The sequence below is a fragment of the Streptomyces sp. NPDC104307 genome, from assembly GCF_055584045.1.
Genome location: NZ_JBVJMU010000016.1, coordinates 126,963 through 147,865, shown reverse-complemented (window position 1 = coordinate 147,865; position 20,903 = coordinate 126,963). Strand labels below are relative to the sequence as shown.

The window sequence follows — 20,903 nt, the reverse complement described above, 5'->3', positions numbered from 1 at the left end:
ACCCCGCGCATGCGCGGCGGAGCCCGGCGCATTCAGACCGTCACAGATACGCCCGAGTAGTTAACAAACCACCGGATTGGCCCACCGGCATCCGTGGGAAGGCTTCTCCGGTACCCGGAACGAATGCGTTCGGACGACAGCTCAAGGCGATCCGGCTCGGACCCCGAAGCCGGTTCATCCGCCGTTCGGCGGCATTCCACCCACGGTTCGTATGCAATCGGTGCGGCCGTGCGCATTCGATCCACACCCGTGCACCACACCCGCGACCCATCCATTCGAGTGCCATTCGAGTGAACGCGGACAGGAGCGGCCATGCCCACACCCCACCAGTCGTCAACGGAGCAGCTAGAAAGGACGGAACCCCACCATCGCGGCGCGCGCGTTCAGCCCTCCGCGGCCGCAACGCGCCCTGTTGAGTCCGAGCTCCAGTCCCCAGGTGATTTCATGATCGGTCGCATTCCCGTCCTCGACGTCCGCCCGCTCGTCGATTGCGGAAGAAGGCCCGCCAAGGCGGTCTCCGGTGAGACCTTCGAGGTCTCTGCGACCGTCTTCCGCGAGGGTCATGACGCGGTCTCGGCCAATGTCGTCCTGCTGGACCCGAACGGGCGTCCCGGCCCCTGGACGCCGATGCGCGAACTCGCCCCGGGCACCGACCGCTGGGGCGCGGAGGTGACACCGGACGCAGAGGGCCGCTGGACGTACACGGTCGAGGCCTGGAGCGATCCGGTGGCCACCTGGCGGCACACCGCGCGGATCAAGATCCCGGCGGGGATCGACACGGCGCTCGTCCTGGCGGAGGGTGCCGAGCTGTACGAGCGGGCTGCGGAGGGCGTGCCCAAGCGGGACGGCCGCGAGGCGGTGCTGGCCGCGGTCGACGCCCTGCGCGACACGTCCCGGCCGGCCGCCGCCCGGCTGGCCGCCGCGCTCACCCCGGAGGCGGCGGCCGCGCTGGACCGTCATCCGCTGCGTGAGCTGGTCACCGCCTCGCGCCCGCTGCCGCTCGTCGTCGAGCGCCGGCGTGCGCTGTACGGCTCCTGGTACGAGCTGTTCCCCCGGTCCGAGGGCGCCAGGACCGAACCGGCGAAGGCGCCGCGCAAGAGCCGTACGGGCAAGCCCGCCCCGGCCCCGAAGCCGCCCCGCATCATCAGCGGCACCTTCCGCACCGCCGCCGAGCGGCTGCCGGCGGTCGCCGCGATGGGCTTCGACGTGGTCTACCTGCCACCGGTCCACCCGATCGGGACCACCCACCGCAAGGGCCCGAACAACTCCCTCTCGCCCGCCCCGCACGATGTCGGGGTGCCCTGGGCGATCGGCTCGGCCGAGGGCGGCCACGACGCCGTGCACCCCGATCTCGGCACTCTCGACGACTTCGACCATTTCGTGGAGACGGCCCGGAACCTGCGCATGGAGATCGCGCTGGATTTCGCCCTCCAGTGTTCCCCCGACCATCCGTGGGTCACGGAACACCCCGAGTGGTTCCAGCACCGCGCGGACGGCTCCATCGCCTACGCGGAGAATCCGCCGAAGAAATACCAGGACATCTATCCGATCGCCTTCGACAAGGATCTCCGCGGAATTGTCACGGAGACCGTGCGCATCCTCCGCTTCTGGATGGATCACGGGGTACGGATCTTCCGCGTCGACAATCCGCACACCAAGCCGGTGATCTTCTGGGAGAAGGTGATCGCCGACATCAACCGGACCGATCCCGATGTGATCTTCCTGGCCGAGGCATTCACCCGTCCCGCGATGATGCGCGCGCTCGCCACCATCGGATTCCAGCAGTCGTACACCTACTTCACCTGGCGGAACAGCCGGCAGGAAATCACCGAGTACGTGACCGAGCTCTCCGGCGAGTCGGCCTCCTGCATGAGGCCCAATTTCTTCGTGAACACCCCCGATATCCTGCCCGGATATCTCCAGGACGGCGGCAGGCCCGCCTTCGAGGCACGGGCGGTGCTCGCGGCGACACTCTCCCCGGCCTGGGGGGTGTACGCGGGGTACGAGCTCTGTGAGAACGCCCCGATCCGCAGCGGCAGTGAGGAGTACCTCAACTCGGAGAAGTACGAGATCCGGCCCAGGGACTGGGAAGCCGCCGAGCGCGAGGGCCGGTCGCTGGCCCCGCTCATCACCACGCTCAACCGGATCAGGCGCCGCCACCCGGCGCTGCAGCAACTGCGTGACGTGCACTTCCACTCGTGCGACAACGACGCCCTGATCGTGTACAGCAAGCGGTCCGGTTCGAACATCGTTCTGATGGTCGTCAACCTCGACCCGCACCACACCCAGGAGGCGACCGTCTCGTTGGACATGCCGCAACTCGGCCTCGACCGGCACGAGAGCGTGCCGGTGCGCGACGAGCTCACCGGCACTTCCTATCACTGGGGCAGGACCTTCTATGTGCGCCTTGAGCCGGGCGTCACGCCCGCGCACATCGCCGTCCTGCGACCGTCCCCGCCGACCGGAGGGTCACCCACACCATGATCGTCAACGAGCCCGTCCACGACTTGTTCGAGGACACCCCGGCCAAGGACCGCGATCCCGACTGGTTCAAGCGCGCCGTCTTCTATGAGGTACTCGTCCGTTCCTTCCAGGACTCCAACGGCGACGGCATCGGAGATCTGAAGGGCATCACGTCCAAACTGGACTACCTCCAGTGGCTGGGCGTCGACTGCCTCTGGCTGCCGCCGTTCTTCAAGTCGCCGCTGCGCGACGGCGGTTACGACGTCTCCGACTACACCGCCGTGCTCCCCGAGTTCGGCGACCTCGCCGACTTCGTCGAGTTCGTCGACGCCGCACACCAGCGCGGCATGCGCGTGATCATCGACTTCGTCATGAATCACACCAGCGACCAGCACGACTGGTTCCAGCAGTCCCGTACCGACCCCGACGGTCCGTACGGCGACTACTACGTCTGGGCCGACGACGACAAGCAGTTCCAGGACGCCCGGATCATCTTCGTCGACACCGAGACGTCCAACTGGACCTTCGACCCGGTGCGCAAGCAGTACTACTGGCACCGGTTCTTCTCGCACCAGCCCGACCTCAACTACGAGAACCCGGCCGTGCAGGAGGAGATCATCTCCGCCCTGCGCTTCTGGCTGGACCTCGGCATCGACGGCTTCCGGGTCGACGCCGTGCCGTACCTCTACCAGCGCGAGGGCACCAACTGCGAGAACCTCCCGGAGACCCACGGCTTCCTCAAGCGGGTCCGCAAGGAGATCGACGCCAACTACCCGGACACCGTGCTCCTCGCGGAGGCCAACCAGTGGCCGGAGGACGTCGTCGACTACTTCGGCGACTACCGGGCGGGCGGCGACGAGTGCCACATGGCGTTCCACTTCCCCGTGATGCCGCGGATCTTCATGGCCGTACGCCGCGAGAGCCGCTACCCGGTCTCCGAAATCCTGGCCAAGACACCGGCGATCCCGTCCGGCTGCCAGTGGGGCATCTTCCTTCGCAACCACGACGAGCTGACGCTCGAAATGGTCACGGACGAAGAGCGCGACTACATGTACGCGGAGTACGCCAAGGATCCTCGGATGCGGGCCAACATCGGTATCAGGCGGCGCCTGGCACCCCTGCTGGACAACGACCGCAACCAGATCGAGCTGTTCACCGCCCTGCTGATGTCGCTGCCCGGCTCCCCGATCCTCTACTACGGGGACGAGATCGGGATGGGCGACAACATCTGGCTGGGCGACCGGGACGCCGTACGCACCCCGATGCAGTGGACGCCCGACCGGAACGCGGGCTTCTCCTCCAGCGACCCGGGCCGGCTCTTCCTGCCCACGATCATGGACCCGGTCTACGGCTACCAGGTCACCAACGTCGAGGCGGCGATGGCGTCACCGTCCTCGCTGCTGCACTGGACGCGCCGGATGATCGAGATCCGCAAGCAGAACCCGGCGTTCGGCCTCGGCTCGTACACCGAACTGCCCTCGTCCAACCCCGCGGTGCTCGCCTTCACCCGTGAGCACGGGGACGACCTCGTGCTGTGCGTGCACAACTTCTCGCGGTTCGCGCAGCCGACGGAGCTGGATCTGCGGTCCTTCAACGGGCGTCATCCGGTGGAGCTGATCGGCGGGGTGCGCTTCCCCGCCGTCGGACAGTGGCCCTACCTGCTGACTCTCGCCGGACACGGCTTCTACTGGTTCCGCCTCCGCAAGGACGCGCCGCCCAGCTGACCGACAGGCGGCACCCAGGCTCTGGTGCGGGGCGGTTTCCGCCGCTCCGCACGGGGCACTCTCCACCCATATCGAACGCTTCAGGGTCCTTCCTGGATCCTCCTGGCGTTTCGTTCCCTCCGAGTCGAGTCCGTACGGACCATCCTGACCCGACACGTCCCGCACAGCCGGACAGCAAAAGCCGCAATCCGGGACACTCTTCGCATCCTGTGGTGTGCCCGGGGAAAGGACGCGATGCCATGTCGGAGGCTGCATCCGCTCAGGTCACCCTGGCGAACAGCACAGCCCTGCTCCCGTCTCTCGGACCGCTGCTCCACGAATGGCTGCCCCGGCAGCGCTGGTTCGCGGGCAAGGGACGGCCGATCACGGCCTTCTCGCTCGTCTCGGCCACCGAGATACTGCCGGTCGAGAAGCCCGGCGACACCGCCGCCGCCACCACCGGCCCCGGACTCCTGCACCTGCTGGTCCGGGTCCATCAGCCCACCATGCCCGCCCAGCCGCCCATCGACAGCTACCAGTTGCTGCTCGGCGTGCGGCCCACCCTGCCGGCCCGGCTGGCGCCCGCCCTCATCGGCCATGTGACGGACGGTCCGCTGGCCGGGCTGACCGTCTACGACGGACTGCACGACCCGCGCCTCGCCGCCCTACTGCTGGAACGGCTGCGCACCCCCGGCACGCTCGGCGCGCTCCGGTTCGGCCGGGGCGCCGCCCCGGTCCCGGCCGGTCTCGCGCCCCGGGTGCTGGACACCGAGCAGTCCAACTCCTCGCTCGTCTACGGCAACGCCTACATCCTCAAGATCTTCCGCCGGGTCTTCCCCGGCACCAACCCCGATCTGGAGCTTCCCCTCGCGCTCTCCCGCGAGGGGTGCGGGCGCGTTCCGGCCCCCGTCGCCTGGTTCGAGGCCGCCGTCCCCGAGCCCCTCACGCTCGGGGTGCTCCAGCCGTTCCTGAACGGCGCGCAGGACGGCTGGCAGCTCGCCCTGCGCGCACTAGCGGCGGGCGACGACTTCGGCCCCGAGGCCCACGCGCTGGGGCGGGCCACCGCGGAGGTGCACACCGCGCTCGCCGCCGCGCTGCCCACTCCGGCGCTGCGCCGGGGCGAGAGCGAGGAGCAGGCCGCCGGTATGGTGCGGCGGCTGGAGGCGGCCGCGCACGCGGTGCCGGAGCTGGTGCCGTACGTACCGGGGCTGCGCGCCGCGTTCGACGCCGTGACGGTGCTGGGCCACCGGGGGCGGAGCTGGACGGCGCAACGGGTGCACGGCGATCTCCATCTCGGCCAGACCCTGCGCGGGGCCGACGGCTTCTGGTCGCTGATCGACTTCGAGGGCGAACCGGCCCGGCCGCTCACCGAGCGCCGCAGCCCGCAGCCACCGGCGCGCGACATCGCCGGGATGCTCCGTTCCTTCGACTACGCGGCCCGCTCGCACCGGCCGTGGAACGCCGACTGGGCGGCGCGCTGCCGCTCCGCGTACTGCGACGGCTACGCCGCCGCCTCCGGCGTCGATCCCCGCGCGGAACCCGAACTGCTGCGGGCCCACGAGACCGACAAGGCGGTGTACGAGGTGCTGTACGAGGCACGGCACCGGCCCGACTGGCTGCCGGTCCCGATGGCCGCGATCCACCGCCTCGCCGCCGACGCCACCGGCTGAGCCCCGCCGTGCGGACCGGCCCGCACCCGGTCCCCCGCCTCTCCCGCCCCACCCGACCGCACCCCTCAAGGAGGCTGTCCCTGTGACCGCCCGCAAGCCGTCCCGCAAAGCGCCCGCTCCCGCCCCCGCCACGAGCACCCCGGAGGCCACGCCCGGCGCGTCCGCGTCCGCCTCCGCCGCCGCGTCCGCCTCCGCCTCCGTCTCCGCCTCCGAGCACGCCGACGCCGCCGCAGGCCCGGCGACCGGAACCCTCGCACCGCTGGAGGCGAGCGCCCCTCCCCCGGAGCCGGTCACCACCCCGATGCCGACGCCTGACGCGGCCCCGTCCGCCGCGCCCACACCATCCCCGGCCTCCGCTACGGGCCCGGCCCTCGATCCTGCTGCCGCTCCCGCTCCCGCTCCCGCCAAGCGGGCCAAGCGAGCGGCGGCCCCGCCCCGGCCACGCCGGGCCGGCGGTCAGGGGGTCCGCCCGGCCCGCCCGCTGGACGAGGGGGACCGGGCCCGGCTGCTGGCGGGCGAACACCACGCCCCGCACGATCTGCTCGGCGCGCACCAGATCCGCGGCGGGGTCGCCTTCCGGGTGCTGCGGCCCTTCGCGCGGTCTGTCACGGTGCTGGCGAAGGGGCTCAGGGCCCAGCTGCACGACGACGGCGACGGGTTCTTCTCCGGACTCCTGCCGATGCCGGCGGTCCCCGAGTACCAGCTGCTGGTCGGCTACCCGGACAACGAGATCGAGATCCACGACCCGTACCGCTTCCTGCCCGCGCTCGGCGATCTCGATCTGCACCTGATCGGTGAGGGCCGGCACGAGGAGCTGTGGACCGCGCTGGGCGCCCGGACGATGGAGCACCAGGGCGTCGCCGGAACCCGGTTCACCGTCTGGGCCCCCAACGCACGCGGGGTCCGCGTCTCCGGCGACTTCAACTACTGGGACGGCACCGGCTTCCCGATGCGTTCGCTCGGCTCGACCGGGGTGTGGGAGCTGTTCCTGCCCGCGATCGGGGAGGGCGCGCTCTACAAGTTCGACATCTGCCGCCCGGACGGCACGCACACGCTGCGCGCCGACCCGATGGCCCGCCACGCCGAGGTCCCGCCCGCCACCGCCTCGGTCGTGACGGCCGCGCACCACGTATGGCAGGACCAGGAGTGGATGGCGCGCCGCGGGAACGTCCCGGCGCACGAGGCGCCGATGTCCGTCTACGAGGTGCATCTGCCGTCCTGGCGACCCCGTCTCACCTACCGTCAGCTGGCGGAGCAGCTCCCCGCGTACGTACGCGATCTGGGGTTCACGCATGTGGAGCTGATGCCGGTCTCCGAGCACCCCTTCGGGGGTTCCTGGGGCTATCAGGTGACCGGTTTCTACGCCCCGACCTCCCGGATGGGCACGCCGGACGACTTCCGCTTCCTGGTCGACGCGCTGCACCGGGCCGGGATCGGCGTCATCGTCGACTGGGTGCCCGCGCACTTCCCGCGCGACGAGTGGGCGCTGGCGGAGTTCGACGGCCGGCCGTTGTACGAGCACGCGGACCCGCAGCGGGCCGCGCACCCGGACTGGGGCACGCTCGAATTCGACTACGGCCGCACCGAGGTGCGCAACTTCCTGGTATCCAACGCCACTTACTGGTGCGAGGAGTTCCACATCGACGGGCTGCGGGTGGACGCCGTCGCCTCGATGCTCTACCTCGACTACTCGCGCGAGGAGGGCGAGTGGTCCCCGAACGAGCACGGTGGCCGGGAGAACCTGGACGCCGTCGCCTTCCTCCAGGAGATGAACGCCACGGTCTACCGGCGCAGCCCCGGAGTCGTCACCATCGCCGAGGAGTCCACCGCCTGGGACGGTGTCACCCGGGCCACGCACCACGTCGGTCCGGGCGGTTTCGGCGGGCTCGGCTTCGGGCTGAAATGGAACATGGGCTGGATGCACGACTCGCTGGAGTACGTGTCGAAGGAGCCGGTGCACCGCAAGTACCACCACAACGAGATGACCTTCTCGATGGTGTACGCGTACAGCGAGAACTACGTGCTGCCGATCTCGCACGACGAGGTCGTGCACGGCAAGCGGTCCCTGGTCAGCAAGATGCCCGGCGACTGGTGGCAGCAGCGCGCCACCCACCGCGCCTACCTCGGCTTCATGTGGGCCCACCCCGGGAAGAAACTGCTCTTCATGGGCCAGGAGTTCGCCCAGGGGGCGGAGTGGTCGGAGGGCCACGGTCCGGACTGGTGGCTGCTCGATCCCTCGTACGCGGCGGAGAGCGACCACCGGGGCGTGCGGACCCTGGTCAGCGATCTGAACGCGGTGTACGGGACGACGCCCTCGCTCTGGCAGCGCGACACGGTCCCGGAGGGGTTCGCCTGGGTGGAGGGGCACGCTGCGGAGGACAACGTGTTCGCCTTCGTCCGGTACGACGAGGAGGGAGCGCCGCTGATCGCCGTCTCGCACTTCTCCCCCGTGGTGCGGCACGACTACCGGATCGGGGTGCCGGACGGGCCGGCGGCCTGGGTGGAGGTGCTGAACACGGACGCGGCGCGGTACGGGGGCGGCGACGTGTGCAACGAGGAGCCGCTGAAGCCGGAGGCCGTACCGTTCCACGGCAGGGAGGCGAGCGTGACCCTGACGCTCCCGCCGCTCGCGACGGTGTGGCTGCGGCCCGCCTGACAGTCCGGCGGCGGCCCCGGGTCATCTCCCCCGGGGCCGCCGCCGTTTCCTGCCGTGCCGGTCCGGCGTCAGTACACCGTGTCCCGCTGGTCCGGTACGACGCTGCCGTCGCCGCGCCGCACGGGGCCGAAGCCACCGCCGGGCTCGGTGTAGGCGGCGGTCGCGCAGGGGTAGGCCGTGCTCTTGCGGGGCAGCGGCTCGATGAACATGGGGTTCACGACCCAGCGGCCGTCGGCGTTGTCGTAGGCACGGCACATCACCTCGTTCTTGTTGCGGTTGAGCACGAGGTGCGCGCCGGTGGCGTCACCGACGAACGTCACGTCGGTGTCGGCGTCACCGCCGCCGAGCGTGATCCGCCGGTCCGGGGCCTGCTTCTGCCAGGCGGCCCGGCCCTTGATCCCGTAGATCTCCTGGTTGATCCAGCAGCGCTTGCCGTCGATGTACGGGATGGCCTCGCCCTCGGTGACGCCCGTTCCGCCGCAGCCCTCGTTCCTGGTCGTGATGCGGCCCTTGCGGTCGAGTACGGAGCGGATGGCGACGGTGTGCGCGCGGTCGATTCCGATGCCGCGCGACCAGACCTCGGTGACCGGCTCGGAGCCCGCCGAGACGATCCAGACGTCGAACCCGGCTTTCTGGAGCGTACGGACGAGGTCACGTTGCTGTTCGTAGTACCGGACGTAGGCGGGCAGGACGTGGGTGCCGACGGTGCGGGTCGCGCCGACGGGCGCGGCGAGGGCCTCCGTGCGGGCGGCCGCCGTGTACGCGCGCAGTTCGGGGACGGTGTGTCCGGCGAACAGCTGGGGCACCCAGGCGTACTGCGGAACGGTGCGCCGGTGGTTCCACTTGCCCGCGAAGGCGGCCTCGCCGCTCATCGTGGTGCCGTCCTCACGGATCTGGAGGATCTCGTCGGCGCAGCGGGCGTTGGTGGAGGTGGGCAGGGGCGCTCCCACCGCGACGTCTGTGCCGCAGGCCTCGGTGAGGGCCTTGTCCGCGGTGCCGGTCAGCCACTTGCTGGTGTCCTTCCAGCGGGCGGGCCGGAGGATCTTGTCGTGCCGCAGGGACCAGCTGATGGTGGCGTCGGTGACGTCGTTCTTGGTGATGGTGTTGTCCCAGTCGAACGCCGCGACCGGGCGTGGTCCGCCCCTGCCGCGGCAGCTGCCGCGCTCGTCGATCACGCGCTGCAGCCGGGCACGGTTGTCGCCGTACCAGGGGAGGTCGTCGGAGAGTTGGGGGCAGCGGGCCGTCGGCGTCGCGGACCCGCGACCGGCCGGGGAGGCTGCCACGGGGCCGGCCGCGGCCGCGACCGCGAGTGCGGCGGTCACCGCCGAGGTCCACGCGAGAACAAGTCGGGTACGCATGCGAGTGGACCGTACATCAATGTTTCCGCGATGTTGAGGGGGCGCGCGCCGGTCCCGGAACGTGGGCCGGGGCGCGCTCGGGTCCTCAGACCGCCGCCGGGATCACCTCTTCGAGCTCCTGGAGCAGCCGCCGCTTCGGCCGAGCGCCGACCATCGACTTCACGGGCTCGCCGGAGCGGAACACCATCAGGGTCGGCATCGACAGCACCGCGTACCGGGAGGTGATCCCGGGGTTCCGGTCGACGTCGATCTGGACGATCCTGACGCGCTCGCTCTCCTGCGCCGCGATCTCCCCCAGCACCGGGGCGAGCTGGCGGCACGGTCCGCACCAGTCGGCGGTGAATTCGACGAGGACGGGGAGCGAGGCCCCCAGTACCTCCGCGTCGAACGTCTCGTCGGTGACCTCGGCCACGCCATCCACCTGGATCATGTGTCGTCCTCCCAGTTCAGTTCACATCGTGGTTCGGGGCCGCCGGGCAGTTCGGCGGACGCCTCCAGCTCGGCGCGGGCCAGCTGGGCGCCCACCTCCGCGCGGACCGACCGCAGCTGGCCGATGAGCGCGTCCAGCTCGCCGAGCTTGCGCCGGTAGACGGCCAGCGACGCCGGGCAGGAGTCACCGGCCGGATGACCGGCCCGCAGGCAGTCGACGAAGGGCCGGGTCTCCTCCAGGTCGAACCCGAAGTCCTGCAGGGTCCTGATCTGTTGGAGCAGCCGCAGATCGCCCTCGTCGTAGGTGCGGTACCCGTTCTCCGCCCGCCGCGTGGGCAGCAGCCCGCGCGACTCGTAGTAGCGCAGCGTCCGCGTCGTCGTTCCGGCCCGCTCGGCCAGCTCCCCGATTCGCATGTTCCGACGGTAATCCTTGCCGTCGGCGTCAAGGCAAGGGCGGCAGGGGCGGGACGACTGGAGGGCGGACGCACGCCGGGCCGGTACGGAAGCTCCGTACCGGCCCGGCGTGCATGGGGGCGCTTATGCCTTCACGAGCGAGGGCTGTTCCTCGCCACCGTCCCTGGCCTCGGGGACGTGCGGTTCCGCAGGGCCCTCGTCCGAGAGCATCGTCTCGTCGAACGGCAGCGCCCCGGAGAGGACCTGGTCGACCTTCTCCCGGTCGATCTCCTTGGTCCAGGTGCCGACCAGGACCGTGGCGACCGCGTTGCCCGCGAAGTTCGTCAGGGCGCGGGCCTCGCTCATGAAGCGGTCGATGCCGACGATCAGGCCGACGCCGTCCACCAGCTCCGGGCGGTGCGACTGGAGGCCGCCCGCGAGGGTGGCGAGACCGGCGCCGGTGACGCCTGCGGCGCCCTTGGAGGCGATCACCATGAAGACCAGCAGCGAGATCTGCTCGCTGATGCTCAGCGGGTCGCCCGTCGCGTTGGCGATGAAGAGCGAGGACATCGTGAGGTAGATCGCGGTGCCGTCGAGGTTGAAGGAGTAGCCGGTCGGCACGGTGATGCCGACGACGGGCTTGCTGACGCCCAGGTGCTCCATCTTCGCGATCAGCCGGGGCAGAGCCGATTCGGACGAGGAGGTGGAGAGGATGAGCAGGAACTCCCGGCCCAGGTACTTCAGCAGGGAGAAGATGTTGAGCCCGGCCACCAGGCGCAGGATCGCGCCCAGGATCAGGAACACGAAGAGCCCGCAGGTGATGTAGAAGCCGACCATGATGACGGCGAGGGACTTCAGCGCGTCCACGCCGGTCTCACCGACCACTGCGGCCATGGCGCCGAAAGCGCCGACCGGGGCCAGCCACATGATCATGGCGAGGATGCGGAAGACGAGGCGCTGGATGTGGCCGATGCCGCGCAGTACGGGCTCGCCGGCCGATCCCAGGGCCTGCAGCGCGAAGCCCGCGAGCAGGGCGATGAGCAGGGTCTGGAGCACCTCGCCCGAGGTGAACGACGACACCATGGTGTCGGGGATGATGCCGAGCAGGAAGTCCGCGGTGGACGCGCTGTCCCCTGCCTGCGCCTCACCGGCGGCACGGGTCGCCTCGGTGATGTGGAGGCTGGAGCCGGGCTCCAGGATGTTGCCGACGACCAGGCCGATGGCGAGCGCGACGGTCGACATCACCAGGAAGTAGCCGAGGGCGAGACCGCCGACGGCGCCGACCTTGGCGGCCTTGCGTACCGAGCCGACCCCCAGCACGATCGTGCAGAAGATGATCGGCGAGATCATCATCTTGATCAGATTGACGAAGCCGGTTCCGATCGGCTTGAGCTCGACGGCGGCATCCGGGGCGACGAGGCCCACCAGGATGCCGAGCCCCACCGCCACGATCACGGCGAGATACAGATACTTCGAACGGTCCCGTTTGGCGGCGGCCACTGCCACGAGGGTCTCCTCGGCTCTTCTTTGTCCCTCCCCCGTCCCTGGGGGCCCCGGCGACTATTCCGCGCCCTGTGACACCGGTCACCCTTACGTGCATTTCGTTCATATGTTTTCGGCCATGGACTGGCGGGTGCCGGTGGCCGCGGAGAGCCTGATCACGTCGAGAAGGCGGTGTGCTCGCAGGCCCGCCTCGAAGTCCGGGGAGTCGCGCGAGCCGGTGCGGAGGTCGTGGGCCAGCCGGGCGTACATCTGCGCCACGTTGAAGCCCTCCGTGTCCGGGCCGGCCCCGGACACCCAGCGGTACCTGCCGGGGATGGGCAGCTCCTGCCGGGTCCCGCCCGGGGCAGGGGTTCCCAGCAGACGGAGTTCACCGATCTGGACGCCCGCCGCGCCGCTCGCCCCGGTGGAGACGATGACGAGGTCGCTCCTGGTACCGGAGATTTCCAGCCGGGTCCGGGCACCGGTGACCTTGGCGTCGTGGATGTGCGCCGAGACGACGGCGCCGCCACCGAGGGTCGCGTTCAGCAAGAGATGGTCCGGGCCGGTCGCCTCGACCGCTTCGCCGGTTTCGGCGACGGTGTAGCCGGGGCGCTGGACGGACAGCGAGGCCGAGAGGTCGCTGATGCCGCCCAGTACGTACTGCAACGCGTCGAGCGTGTGCCCGCCCGCGACCTCCAGGAGTCCGGCACCGCTGCCGGAGTCGAGGGTGTAGGCCGCCCAGCCGGGAATCCTCTCCCCGGCCCCCTTGTCACGGGTGGCATACACCGCGGCGGAGGTGACCCGTCCCACGTGACCGGCGGCGACCAGGTCGCGGGCGTAGACGATCGCGGGGGCGTTGCGCGCCTGGAGCCCGATCACGTGGTGGACGCCCGCCGCGTGGGCCGACTTCGCGAGTGCGGCGGCCTCCTCCGTGGTCCGGGCCAGCGGCCACTCGCAGTACACGTGCTTACCGGCCGCCAGCGCCGCCCCCACCAGTTCGGCGTGGGCGGGAACCTTGACGGTGACGGCGACCAGGTCGACCTCCGGGTGCTCGGCGAGCCGCCGGGCGTCGGTGAAGGCGTGCGCGGCTCCGAACCGGCGCGCCGCCGCGTGAGCACTCTCGGGACGACTGGTGCCGACCGCGGTGATCTCGTAGTCCGGCAGCGCCGTCAGGGCCGGGATGTGCGCCCGAGCCGCCCAGCCCCGGTCGGGGTTCGCGCCGATGACACCCACCCGGATCTTCTTCGCTTCCACGTCCATGGTTCCCGCCCACTCCCGCCCACTCAAGCGGACAACACTTGTCCGCTTAGGGGACCTTAGCTAAGCGGACAGAGGCTGTCCATTTATTGCTAGAATCGGGCTCATGAACCGACCGGACAGTGCCGTGGACCGCTTGCTGGCCGACGCGTCCGGACGCCGGCCGAGGGCCGACGCGCGGCGCAACGTCGAGCGGCTGGTGGCTGCGGCCCGGATCGCGGTGGCCGAGGTCGGCGTCGGTGTCTCCGCGCACGAGATCGCGCGCCGGGCCGGTGTCGGCGTCGGCACCTTCTACCGCCGCATCCCCTCTCTCGAAGTGCTGCTGGAAACCGTGCTCGACGAGGTGCTCGACGAGATCGCGGAGCTGGCCGACCACGCTCTGGACGACCCCGATCCCTGGCACGGGCTGTGTACGTTCGCCACCGCCTTCGTGCGTCTGCGCGCCGAGAGCTGCGGCATCAGCGAGGCGCTCGGAGGCGCCTGCGGAGACGCTCTGGACCAGCGTCTGACCGGACTGCGGGAGCGGATCCGGCGCCTGGTGGAGCGCGCCCAGGCGGCCGGTGCCATGCGCTCCGACGTGACCTGGCAGGACGTACCCTTCCTCTTCGCCGCCGCCGCGACCGGTGCCCACACGCTGGGCATGCGAGCCGGCGAGCAGCAGTGGGAGCGCAATCTCCACATCGTTCTCGACGGCCTGCGCCCCACCCGGGCGGGTCCGCTGCCGGGCACACCGCCGGACACACCACCGGGCCGAAGCCTGCCGCACTGACCGCCGCTCCGCTCCCGGCAGGCAGACTGGAACCATGCGCATCCCCCGCCCCCGTGCCCGTCCGCGCAGCCTGGCCGGACAGCTCTTCGCCATGCAGGTGGTGCTGGTGGCGGCCGTCGTGGCGGGGTGCGCCTTCTTCGCGTACGCCTCGGGCAGCGCGCAGGCCCGCGAGACCGCGACCCGGCAGGCGCGGGCGGTGGCGCTCTCGGTGGCCGATTCACCATCCGTACGGGAGGCCATCCGCACCCCGGACCCCTCGGCCGTCCTCCAGCCGTACGCGGAAGCGGCCCGCAGGCACACCGGGGTCGCCTTCGTCACGATCATGGATCCGCACCGGGTCCGCTGGACCCACCCGGACACCGGCCAGATCGGTGCGACCTTCCTCGGGCACACCGCGCGGGCGCTGCGCGGCGAGACGTTCTCGGAGACGTACACCGGCACGCTCGGCCCCTCCATCAGGGTCGTCACGCCGGTCCGGGACCACGGCAGGATCGTCGGCCTGGTCAGCGCGGGCATCACGGTCGACCGGGTCTCCACCCAGGTGCGGGAGCAGCTGCGCGCGCTGGCGCTCGCGGCGGGTGCGGCCCTGGCGCTCGGCGGCCTCGGCACCTATGTGATCAACGCCCGCCTCCGGCGGCACACCCACGGGATGAACGCCGCCGAGCTGAGCCGGCTGCACGACTACCACGAGGCCACGCTGCACGCGGTGCGCGAGGGGCTGTTGATGCTCGACGGGCAGCGCAGGATCGCCCTGATCAACGACGCGGGCCGGGAGCTGCTGGGTCTGGCCCCGGGTACGGTCGGGCGCCGGGTCGGCGAACTCGACCTGCCGGCGCCGCTGACCGGGGCGCTGCTCGCCTCCGAGGAACGGGTCGACGAGGTCCACCTGACGGCGGACCGGGTGATCGTGGTCAACACCCGTCCGGTGGTGGGCGGGGAGCGGCGCGGCACGGTCGTGACCTTGCGCGACCATACGGAACTCCAGGCGCTGTCCGGCGAGTTGGACTCGGAGCGGGGGTTCACCCAGGCGCTGCGCTCGCAGGCCCATGAGGCGGCGAACCGGCTGCACACGGTGGTGTCGCTGATCGAGCTGGACCGGGCGGAGGAGGCGGTGGGCTTCGCCACGGCGGAGCTGGAGCTGGCTCAGGCGCTGACCGACCGCGTCGTCGGCGCGGTGGCCGAACCGGTGCTGGCGGCCCTGCTGCTGGGCAAGGCGGCGCAGGCGAACGAGCGGGGCGTGGAGCTGGTGCTGGCGGACGACAGTCTGATCGACGACGGGGCGCTGCCCGCGTCGCTGCCGCAGCGCGATCTGGTGACCGTCCTCGGCAACCTGATCGACAACGCGGTGGACGCGGCGTCGGAGGCGGTGGCCGGCCCGCCGGACACCGTCCCCGGGGACGGCGCCGTCCCCGCCCAGCGCGCCTCGTCCCCGCACCGCCCGGTACGCGCCCGGGTCACCGTCACGGCACTCGCCGGGGACGGCGAACTGCTACTGCGGGTCGCGGACAGCGGGACCGGCGTCGATCCGGCCGACGCCGCGGAGGTGTTCCGGCGCGGCTGGTCCACCCACGGCGCCGGTCGCGGGATCGGCCTGGCGCTCGTGCAGCAGGCCGCGCACCGCAACGGCGGCTCGGTCACACTGGAGCGGGGGCCCGACGGCGGCGCGGAGTTCACCGTACGGCTGCCGCTGCCCGACGGCGGCGGCGTGAGAAGGAGCAGGACCAGATGAACCCCGTGATCAGGGTGCTGGTCGTCGAGGACGACCCGGTCGCCGCCGACGCCCATCAGCTGTACGTGGACCGGGTGCCGGGGTTCGCGGTGGCCTCGGTCGCGCACTCCCGCGCGGAGGCGGTGCGCGCGCTGGAGCGCACGCCGGTCGATCTGCTGCTCCTGGACCTCTACCTGCCGGACGGGCACGGTCTGCACCTGTTGCGTTCGCTGCGGGCTGCCGGGCACACGGCCGATGTGATCGCGGTGACCTCGGCCCGCGATCTGGCCGTGGTCCGGGAAGGGGTGTCGCTCGGTGTCGTCCAGTACGTGCTGAAACCGTTCACCTTCGCCACCCTGCGCGACCGGCTCGTCCGCTACGCGGAGTTCCGGGCGGCGGCCGGTGAGGCCAGCGGACAGGACGAGGTCGACCGCGCGCTCGCCTCGCTGCGCTCCCCGCAGCCCGCCCGGCTGCCCAAGGGGCTGAGCGGTCCGACGCTGGAGGCGGTGACGCGGGCGCTGCGCTCGGCCCCGGACGGGGTGACGGCCGCCGCCGCGGGCGTGGAGCTGGGGATCTCCCGCATCACCGCGCGCCGCTACCTGGAGCACCTGGTGGACGCGGGGCGTGCGGTGCGCAGTCCGCAGTACGGACAGATCGGGCGCCCGGAGCTGCACTACCGTTGGGTGGCGGAGGCCCGCTGAACAGACCGCGAGCACGCCCCGCAGTCCCTCCGCAGTCCCTCCGCAGAGCCTTCGCAGTCCCTTCGCGGGCCCTAGGAGATTCCTACGAGCCGTGGCCTAGGTGGAACACACCGTAGTCAGACCGCCTCCGACCTCTTACGGTAGGGCCGTGCACCCCACCCCGCCTTTCAACGCCCCCGCCGCGCGCAGACTGCGCGAGGCCCTGGGAATGGCTCCCGGTCATGTCGCCTACGGCCTCGGCGCCCAGTACGGACTCCGGATCACCGCCGAGACCGTAGCCGCCTGGGAGCGTGGACTCGCCCTGCCGAGCGAGTACGAACTCACCGCGCTCGCAGGCGTGTTGTGGTGCGCTCCCGGTGAACTCCTGACCGCCGCCCGGACCCTGCGCGAGCACCGGGTCGCCCGGCAGCTGTCGCCGGACGAGCTGGCGGGACTGGTGGGGCTGGCCACCTCCGCGTATCTGCGCATGGAGGAGTCCGGGCGGTGGCGTGGCAACGAGCGCCAGTCCGCGGCGCTCACCGAGGCGCTGGGACTGACGGCGGCCGACTTCGTGACGGCGACCGGCCGGGACGAGGAGCTGGCAGAGCTGCTGCGCAGCGCCGTGACGACGCGCTGGCAGGCGTACGTGAAGCCGGTCGCGAAAGTGGTGCCGGTGGACCGGCGGCTGCTCCAGGGCGTCCTGGAACAGCTGCACTCCGAGTACCAGGCGCTGATGGTGTCCACACTGAGCTGGAGCAGCACCGGCAGCGAGCGGGAGGGTGCGACGGGTGACGCGGGCCGGGCGTTCCTGGCCCAGATAGTGGGCCGGTTCTGGCAGACGACGGAGAAGTGACCGGCGCACGCCCGCGCTCCTCAACGGCCCCCGTCACGCCCGCCGTCGTAGCTGTGGTGCGCGCAGGCGCAGCGGCGCACGAGCAGAATCCCTCCGCCGTGCGGCAGCGGCACGTCCTCGGTCCGGCGGCACGCGCGGTGCAGCTCCGTGTACCCGGGTCGCTGGGCGACCCTGCACTCGGCGGACATCTCCGCGCCCTCCGCCCCGGCGCTCACAGGTACCTCCTGCCGCTGCTCACCGCGTTCAGCTCACGGGTCCGCTCCCGGACGGACCTCAGCCGCTCCTCGTCCGCGACCCGGCGCACGCCGTCCGGGGTGGCCTGGCCCCCTCGGCGTAGCGCCTGAGCCAGCCGGACGGCCACGTCCGCGCGCACCCGCCCCAGCTCCACGAGCCGTAGCCGCGGGGACGCGACGTCGAGCCCGAGCGAGGGGAGGACGATGCCGGCCTCGGTCAGCGCCGCTCTCAGGGACTCGACGGCCGCGGCGGGGGCCGAGTCGGTGTTCTGGTTCTGCTGCTCATTGATCGCCATGAACAGGACGTTAGAAGCCGGGCGTTGGCGGCGATATGCTGCTTTCTCGAATTTGCTCGGGAGACGACCTGTCTTGCTGATGTTTTCTCCCGTGTCCGGCCGGACACGGTGGTGCCCGGCCCGCACCTGCCGCCAAGCTGTTGGATCTACCCCTGGAAGGGAGAGCGTCCATGGCACGGCAGTTGCGCTTCACCGGCACGGACAGCAAGGTCGACGGCTGCCCCGCTCTGCACACGGACGACGGCACCGGCGAGATCATCGTTCAGGGCACACCCGTGACCGACCCCGATGACCTCGCGCAGCTCCGGCACTTCGGGCCGGGTGAGGCAGCGGTGTCCGTGCCGCGCGAGCTGCTCGTGAACTGGGGGCCCAAGGAGGTGGAGCGCGTGCCGGAGCTTGTCGACCGGACCACCTTCCGCCGCCTCTTCGAGACCTTCGAGCACACCGCTTGGCGGCTGGAGACGCGGCGCGGTTACGCGTCCGACCGGCAGGATCCCGACTTCCAGGAGTTCCTGGCCACCGGCTCCTCGCCGTGCGACCCCGATGAGCCCTGGTTCGTCACCATCGGAGCCCAGACCGACGCGGGAAAGACGGTCGGCCGTGTCCGCATCGCGGACATGCCGCCCACGACCGAGCAGCTGTTCCTCCTCGACTACGCCCGGCACAACGCGGCGGTCGGTGAGGACATCCGCTACCTGTGGCGCGCGGACGCCGCGGGTCTGCCGTCCGAGGACTTCTGGATCTTCGACTCGCGCGTCGTGGCCGTGCTCCACTTCGACGACCAGGACAACCTGCACAGCTTCGAACTGATCACGGAACCGGCGGAGGTCGTGCGGTATGCGATCGTGCGCGACGCAGCGATGCACCACGCCGTCCCGTTCGTTCAGTTCGCCGCGCAGGTGGCAGCAGCGGAGTAGCGTGTCCGGCCGGTGAGCACCGACTATCAGCAAGCCAGAGCGGCACTGGGCGCACGGCTGCGCGAGCTGCGCTTCTCTTGCCCCGGTGGCCGGCTCACCGGTCAGCAGCTCGCCCAGCGGCTCGGGTGGCCGGGCTCCAAGGTCAGCAAGTTGGAGAACGGCAAGCAGACGGCCACCCCCGAGGACCTGAGGGCGTGGGCCGACGCGACCGGACAGCCGGGCGTGTACCCGGAGCTCGCCGCCCGACTGGCCGGGTTCGAATCTCACATCAGGTCATGGCGCAGGGCCCTGGCGAACGGCTTCAAGCCGCTGCACGAAGGGCTGAGTGCGGAGATCGACCGCACCTCTGTCATGTGGATCTGGGAGGAGTCCGTCGTTCCCGGGCTGCTGCAGACCCCCGAGTACGCGCGCCATGTCATCCGGCGGTACTCCGAGCTGCTGGGCGGGGCGGGCGACATCGAGGACGCGGTGCGATCCCGGGCGCAACGGCAGGAGTGGCTGTACCGGCCCGGCCGCAAGCTGCACGTCCTGACCTGGGAGGCCGCGTTGCGGTCGCTGATCTGTCCTGCCGCCGTCCTGGCCGCCCAGCTCGACCGCCTCACCGGAATGATCGGCCTGGACACGGTGGAGCTGGGCGTCATCCCGTTCACGGCGTCCATGGAGATCGTGCCCGCCAACGGCTTCTGGATCCTTGACGACCGCCTGGTCGTCGCGGAGGACTGGCACGCCGAACTGTGGCTGGACGACGCCGACAACGTCACCTTGTACAAGAAGGTGTGGCAAACCCTCCGCGAGTCACCGTCCACGGCGCCGACGCCCACCGCGTCATCGTCTCCGCCCGGCGCGCGCTCGACCCCCGTTGACCGCGCCCGGCGGCCGGGTCCCGGTCCGCGGTGCGGGCCGGGACCCGGCCGCCGGCTCAGAACACCGACTCGGCCTCGTGCATCCGCTCCAGCGGAACGTGCTTCAGCTGGGTCACCGCGTCGGCGAGCGGCACCATCTCGATGTCGTTGCCGCGCAACGCCGTCATCCGGCCGAAGTCACCCCGGTGGGCCGCCTCCACCGCGTGCCAGCCGAAGCGGGTGGCGAGCACCCGGTCGTACGCGGTCGGCGTGCCGCCGCGCTGCACATGGCCGAGGATGACCGGCCGGGCCTCCTTGCCGAGCCGGGTTTCCAGCTCGACGGCGAGGCGGTTACCGATGCCCTGGAAGCGCTCGTGGCCGAACTGGTCGATCGCGCCCTTGGCGTACGGCATCGAGCCCTCGGCCGGGTGCGCGCCCTCCGCGACGCAGATGACGGCGAACTTCTTGCCGCGCGCGAACCGCTCCTCGACCATCTTGACCAGGTCCTCGACCTGGAACTTCCGCTCGGGCAGGCAGATGCCGTGCGCCCCGCCGGCCATTCCGGACTCCAGCGCGATCCAGCCCGCGTGGCGGCCCATCACCTCGACGACCATGACGCGCTGGTGGGACTCCGCGGTGGTCTTCAGACGGTCTATGGCCTCGGTGGCGACGCCCACGGCGGTGTCGAAGCCGAAGGTGCGGTCGGTGGCCGAGATGTCGTTGTCGATGGTCTTCGGTACGCCGACGACGGGCATTCCGGCGTCCGCGAGCATCCGGGCGGCCGTGAGGGTGCCCTCGCCGCCGATCGGGATCAGCGCGTCCATGCCGTAACGGCGGCTCAGCTCGGCGCAGTTCTCGGCCGCCTCGCGGAGCCGGTCGCGCTCCAGCCGGGCGGAGCCGAGGATGGTGCCGCCGCGGGCGAGGATGCCGCTGACCGCGTTGAGGTCGAGGGGACGGTAGTGGCCGTCCAGCAGCCCCTTGAACCCGTCCTCGAATCCGATGACCTCGTCGCCGTGACCCACCACGGCACGGTGCACGACCGAGCGGATCACTGCGTTCAGGCCTGGGCAGTCTCCGCCTGCGGTGAGAACTCCGATGCGCATCGTGCTTTATCTCCTGCTCGCTAGGGCCTGTCCGGCGGCAACTGCGGAATCCCCCGTACCGTGAGCCACGGTGATTGTCCCATGCCGAGTA

General features: G+C 71.1%; 16 protein-coding genes and 2 pseudogenes. 10 read left to right on the top strand and 8 right to left on the bottom strand.

All coding sequences use genetic code 11. The features are described 5' to 3' along the window. Positions 1 to 444: 444 nt before the first annotated feature. The 4 genes from ACZ601_RS31020 (at position 445) to glgB (ending at position 8,492) form a co-directional block, all read left to right on the top strand. Entirely contained in the window at positions 445 to 2,484 is a 2,040-nt protein-coding gene (locus tag ACZ601_RS31020; protein ID WP_469544253.1) for an alpha-1,4-glucan--maltose-1-phosphate maltosyltransferase, read from the top strand. Continuing rightward, positions 2,481 to 4,187, top strand: a complete 1,707-nt coding sequence (gene treS, locus ACZ601_RS31015; RefSeq protein WP_440576068.1) for a maltose alpha-D-glucosyltransferase — start codon at positions 2,481 to 2,483, stop codon at positions 4,185 to 4,187. The genes ACZ601_RS31020 and treS overlap by 4 nt, the downstream gene beginning before the upstream one ends. Before the next feature lie 239 nt (positions 4,188 to 4,426). Next, positions 4,427 to 5,836 carry a maltokinase N-terminal cap-like domain-containing protein gene (locus ACZ601_RS31010; RefSeq protein ID WP_469544251.1) on the top strand — a complete coding sequence of 470 codons (1,410 nt, stop codon included), beginning with the start codon at positions 4,427 to 4,429 and terminating at the stop codon, positions 5,834 to 5,836. 259 nt (positions 5,837 to 6,095) lie between these two features. Then, the gene (gene glgB, locus ACZ601_RS31005) at positions 6,096 to 8,492 is read left to right on the top strand and encodes a 1,4-alpha-glucan branching enzyme (protein ID WP_469544325.1); all 2,397 of its coding nucleotides are present in this window, start codon (positions 6,096 to 6,098) and stop codon (positions 8,490 to 8,492) included. 68 nt (positions 8,493 to 8,560) lie between these two features. Here the strand turns inward: glgB and ACZ601_RS31000 are convergent, their stop codons facing one another. From ACZ601_RS31000 to ACZ601_RS30980, 5 genes are all read right to left on the bottom strand, one after another. Further along, on the bottom strand, positions 8,561 to 9,850 hold the full coding sequence (locus tag ACZ601_RS31000; protein ID WP_469544249.1) for an HAD family hydrolase: 1,290 nt from the start codon (positions 9,848 to 9,850) through the stop codon (positions 8,561 to 8,563). A gap of 85 nt (positions 9,851 to 9,935) precedes the next feature. Then, entirely contained in the window at positions 9,936 to 10,280 is a 345-nt protein-coding gene (gene trxA, locus ACZ601_RS30995; RefSeq protein WP_469544247.1) for a thioredoxin, read from the bottom strand. Beyond that, positions 10,277 to 10,693, bottom strand: coding sequence for a MerR family transcriptional regulator (locus ACZ601_RS30990; RefSeq protein WP_469544245.1), 417 nt, complete (start codon positions 10,691 to 10,693; stop codon positions 10,277 to 10,279). The genes trxA and ACZ601_RS30990 overlap by 4 nt, the downstream gene beginning before the upstream one ends. Positions 10,694 to 10,816: 123 nt before the next feature. Beyond that, positions 10,817 to 12,178, bottom strand: a complete 1,362-nt coding sequence (locus tag ACZ601_RS30985) for a cation:dicarboxylate symporter family transporter (protein ID WP_469544243.1) — start codon at positions 12,176 to 12,178, stop codon at positions 10,817 to 10,819. A gap of 99 nt (positions 12,179 to 12,277) precedes the next feature. Further along, a complete protein-coding gene (locus tag ACZ601_RS30980; RefSeq protein WP_469544241.1) occupies positions 12,278 to 13,414 on the bottom strand; it encodes a Gfo/Idh/MocA family protein in 1,137 nt (378 codons plus the stop codon). Between the two features lie 103 nt (positions 13,415 to 13,517). On the opposite strand from ACZ601_RS30980, the gene ACZ601_RS30975 reads away from it, so the two are divergent. The 4 genes from ACZ601_RS30975 to ACZ601_RS30960 all read left to right on the top strand — a co-directional run bounded on the left by ACZ601_RS30975 (position 13,518) and on the right by ACZ601_RS30960 (position 17,421). After that, positions 13,518 to 14,180: a TetR/AcrR family transcriptional regulator gene (locus ACZ601_RS30975; RefSeq protein WP_469544239.1), complete on the top strand. Its 663-nt coding sequence runs from the start codon at positions 13,518 to 13,520 to the stop codon at positions 14,178 to 14,180. A gap of 34 nt (positions 14,181 to 14,214) precedes the next feature. Continuing rightward, complete coding sequence (locus ACZ601_RS30970; protein ID WP_469544238.1) at positions 14,215 to 15,909, top strand: sensor histidine kinase; 1,695 nt, start codon at positions 14,215 to 14,217, stop codon at positions 15,907 to 15,909. 5 nt (positions 15,910 to 15,914) lie between these two features. Further along, complete coding sequence (locus ACZ601_RS30965) at positions 15,915 to 16,589, top strand: response regulator (protein ID WP_440579040.1); 675 nt, start codon at positions 15,915 to 15,917, stop codon at positions 16,587 to 16,589. 208 nt (positions 16,590 to 16,797) lie between these two features. Then, on the top strand, positions 16,798 to 17,421 hold the full coding sequence (locus ACZ601_RS30960) for an XRE family transcriptional regulator (protein WP_469544322.1): 624 nt from the start codon (positions 16,798 to 16,800) through the stop codon (positions 17,419 to 17,421). Positions 17,422 to 17,441: 20 nt separating this feature from the next. Here ACZ601_RS30960 and ACZ601_RS30955 read toward each other — a convergent pair whose 3' ends face one another. Together ACZ601_RS30955 and ACZ601_RS30950 are read right to left on the bottom strand one after the other, a co-directional pair. Beyond that, a complete protein-coding gene (locus ACZ601_RS30955; protein ID WP_469544236.1) occupies positions 17,442 to 17,636 on the bottom strand; it encodes a hypothetical protein in 195 nt (64 codons plus the stop codon). Between the two features lie 104 nt (positions 17,637 to 17,740). Beyond that, positions 17,741 to 17,950 (bottom strand): annotated as a pseudogene (locus tag ACZ601_RS30950) (hypothetical protein); the annotation flags it as partial. Between the two features lie 170 nt (positions 17,951 to 18,120). Between ACZ601_RS30950 and ACZ601_RS30945 the strand changes: the two are divergent. Together ACZ601_RS30945 and ACZ601_RS30940 are read left to right on the top strand one after the other, a co-directional pair. After that, a complete protein-coding gene (locus ACZ601_RS30945) occupies positions 18,121 to 18,867 on the top strand; it encodes a DUF6879 family protein (protein ID WP_469544234.1) in 747 nt (248 codons plus the stop codon). 12 nt (positions 18,868 to 18,879) lie between these two features. Further along, positions 18,880 to 19,730, top strand: a pseudogene (locus tag ACZ601_RS30940) (helix-turn-helix domain-containing protein). 56 nt (positions 19,731 to 19,786) lie between these two features. On the opposite strand, the gene ACZ601_RS30935 reads toward ACZ601_RS30940, so the two are convergent. Next, positions 19,787 to 20,812, bottom strand: coding sequence for an ATP-dependent 6-phosphofructokinase (locus ACZ601_RS30935; RefSeq protein WP_440575670.1), 1,026 nt, complete (start codon positions 20,810 to 20,812; stop codon positions 19,787 to 19,789). Between the last annotated feature and the right edge of the window lie 91 nt (positions 20,813 to 20,903).

What these genes read in the sequence shown, in the direction of transcription:
- ACZ601_RS31020 (WP_469544253.1), top strand. Translation starts at nt 445, where the DNA reads ATGATCGGTCGCATTCCCGTCCTCGACGTCCGCCCGCTCGTCGATTGC.
- treS (WP_440576068.1), top strand. Translation starts at nt 2,481, where the DNA reads ATGATCGTCAACGAGCCCGTCCACGACTTGTTCGAGGACACCCCGGCC.
- ACZ601_RS31010 (WP_469544251.1), top strand. Translation starts at nt 4,427, where the DNA reads ATGTCGGAGGCTGCATCCGCTCAGGTCACCCTGGCGAACAGCACAGCC.
- ACZ601_RS31000 (WP_469544249.1), bottom strand. Translation starts at nt 9,850, where the DNA reads ATGCGTACCCGACTTGTTCTCGCGTGGACCTCGGCGGTGACCGCCGCA.
- trxA (WP_469544247.1), bottom strand. Translation starts at nt 10,280, where the DNA reads ATGATCCAGGTGGATGGCGTGGCCGAGGTCACCGACGAGACGTTCGAC.
- ACZ601_RS30990 (WP_469544245.1), bottom strand. Translation starts at nt 10,693, where the DNA reads ATGCGAATCGGGGAGCTGGCCGAGCGGGCCGGAACGACGACGCGGACG.
- ACZ601_RS30980 (WP_469544241.1), bottom strand. Translation starts at nt 13,414, where the DNA reads ATGGACGTGGAAGCGAAGAAGATCCGGGTGGGTGTCATCGGCGCGAAC.
- ACZ601_RS30975 (WP_469544239.1), top strand. Translation starts at nt 13,518, where the DNA reads ATGAACCGACCGGACAGTGCCGTGGACCGCTTGCTGGCCGACGCGTCC.
- ACZ601_RS30970 (WP_469544238.1), top strand. Translation starts at nt 14,215, where the DNA reads ATGCGCATCCCCCGCCCCCGTGCCCGTCCGCGCAGCCTGGCCGGACAG.
- ACZ601_RS30960 (WP_469544322.1), top strand. Translation starts at nt 16,798, where the DNA reads ATGGCTCCCGGTCATGTCGCCTACGGCCTCGGCGCCCAGTACGGACTC.
- ACZ601_RS30945 (WP_469544234.1), top strand. Translation starts at nt 18,121, where the DNA reads ATGGCACGGCAGTTGCGCTTCACCGGCACGGACAGCAAGGTCGACGGC.
- ACZ601_RS30935 (WP_440575670.1), bottom strand. Translation starts at nt 20,812, where the DNA reads ATGCGCATCGGAGTTCTCACCGCAGGCGGAGACTGCCCAGGCCTGAAC.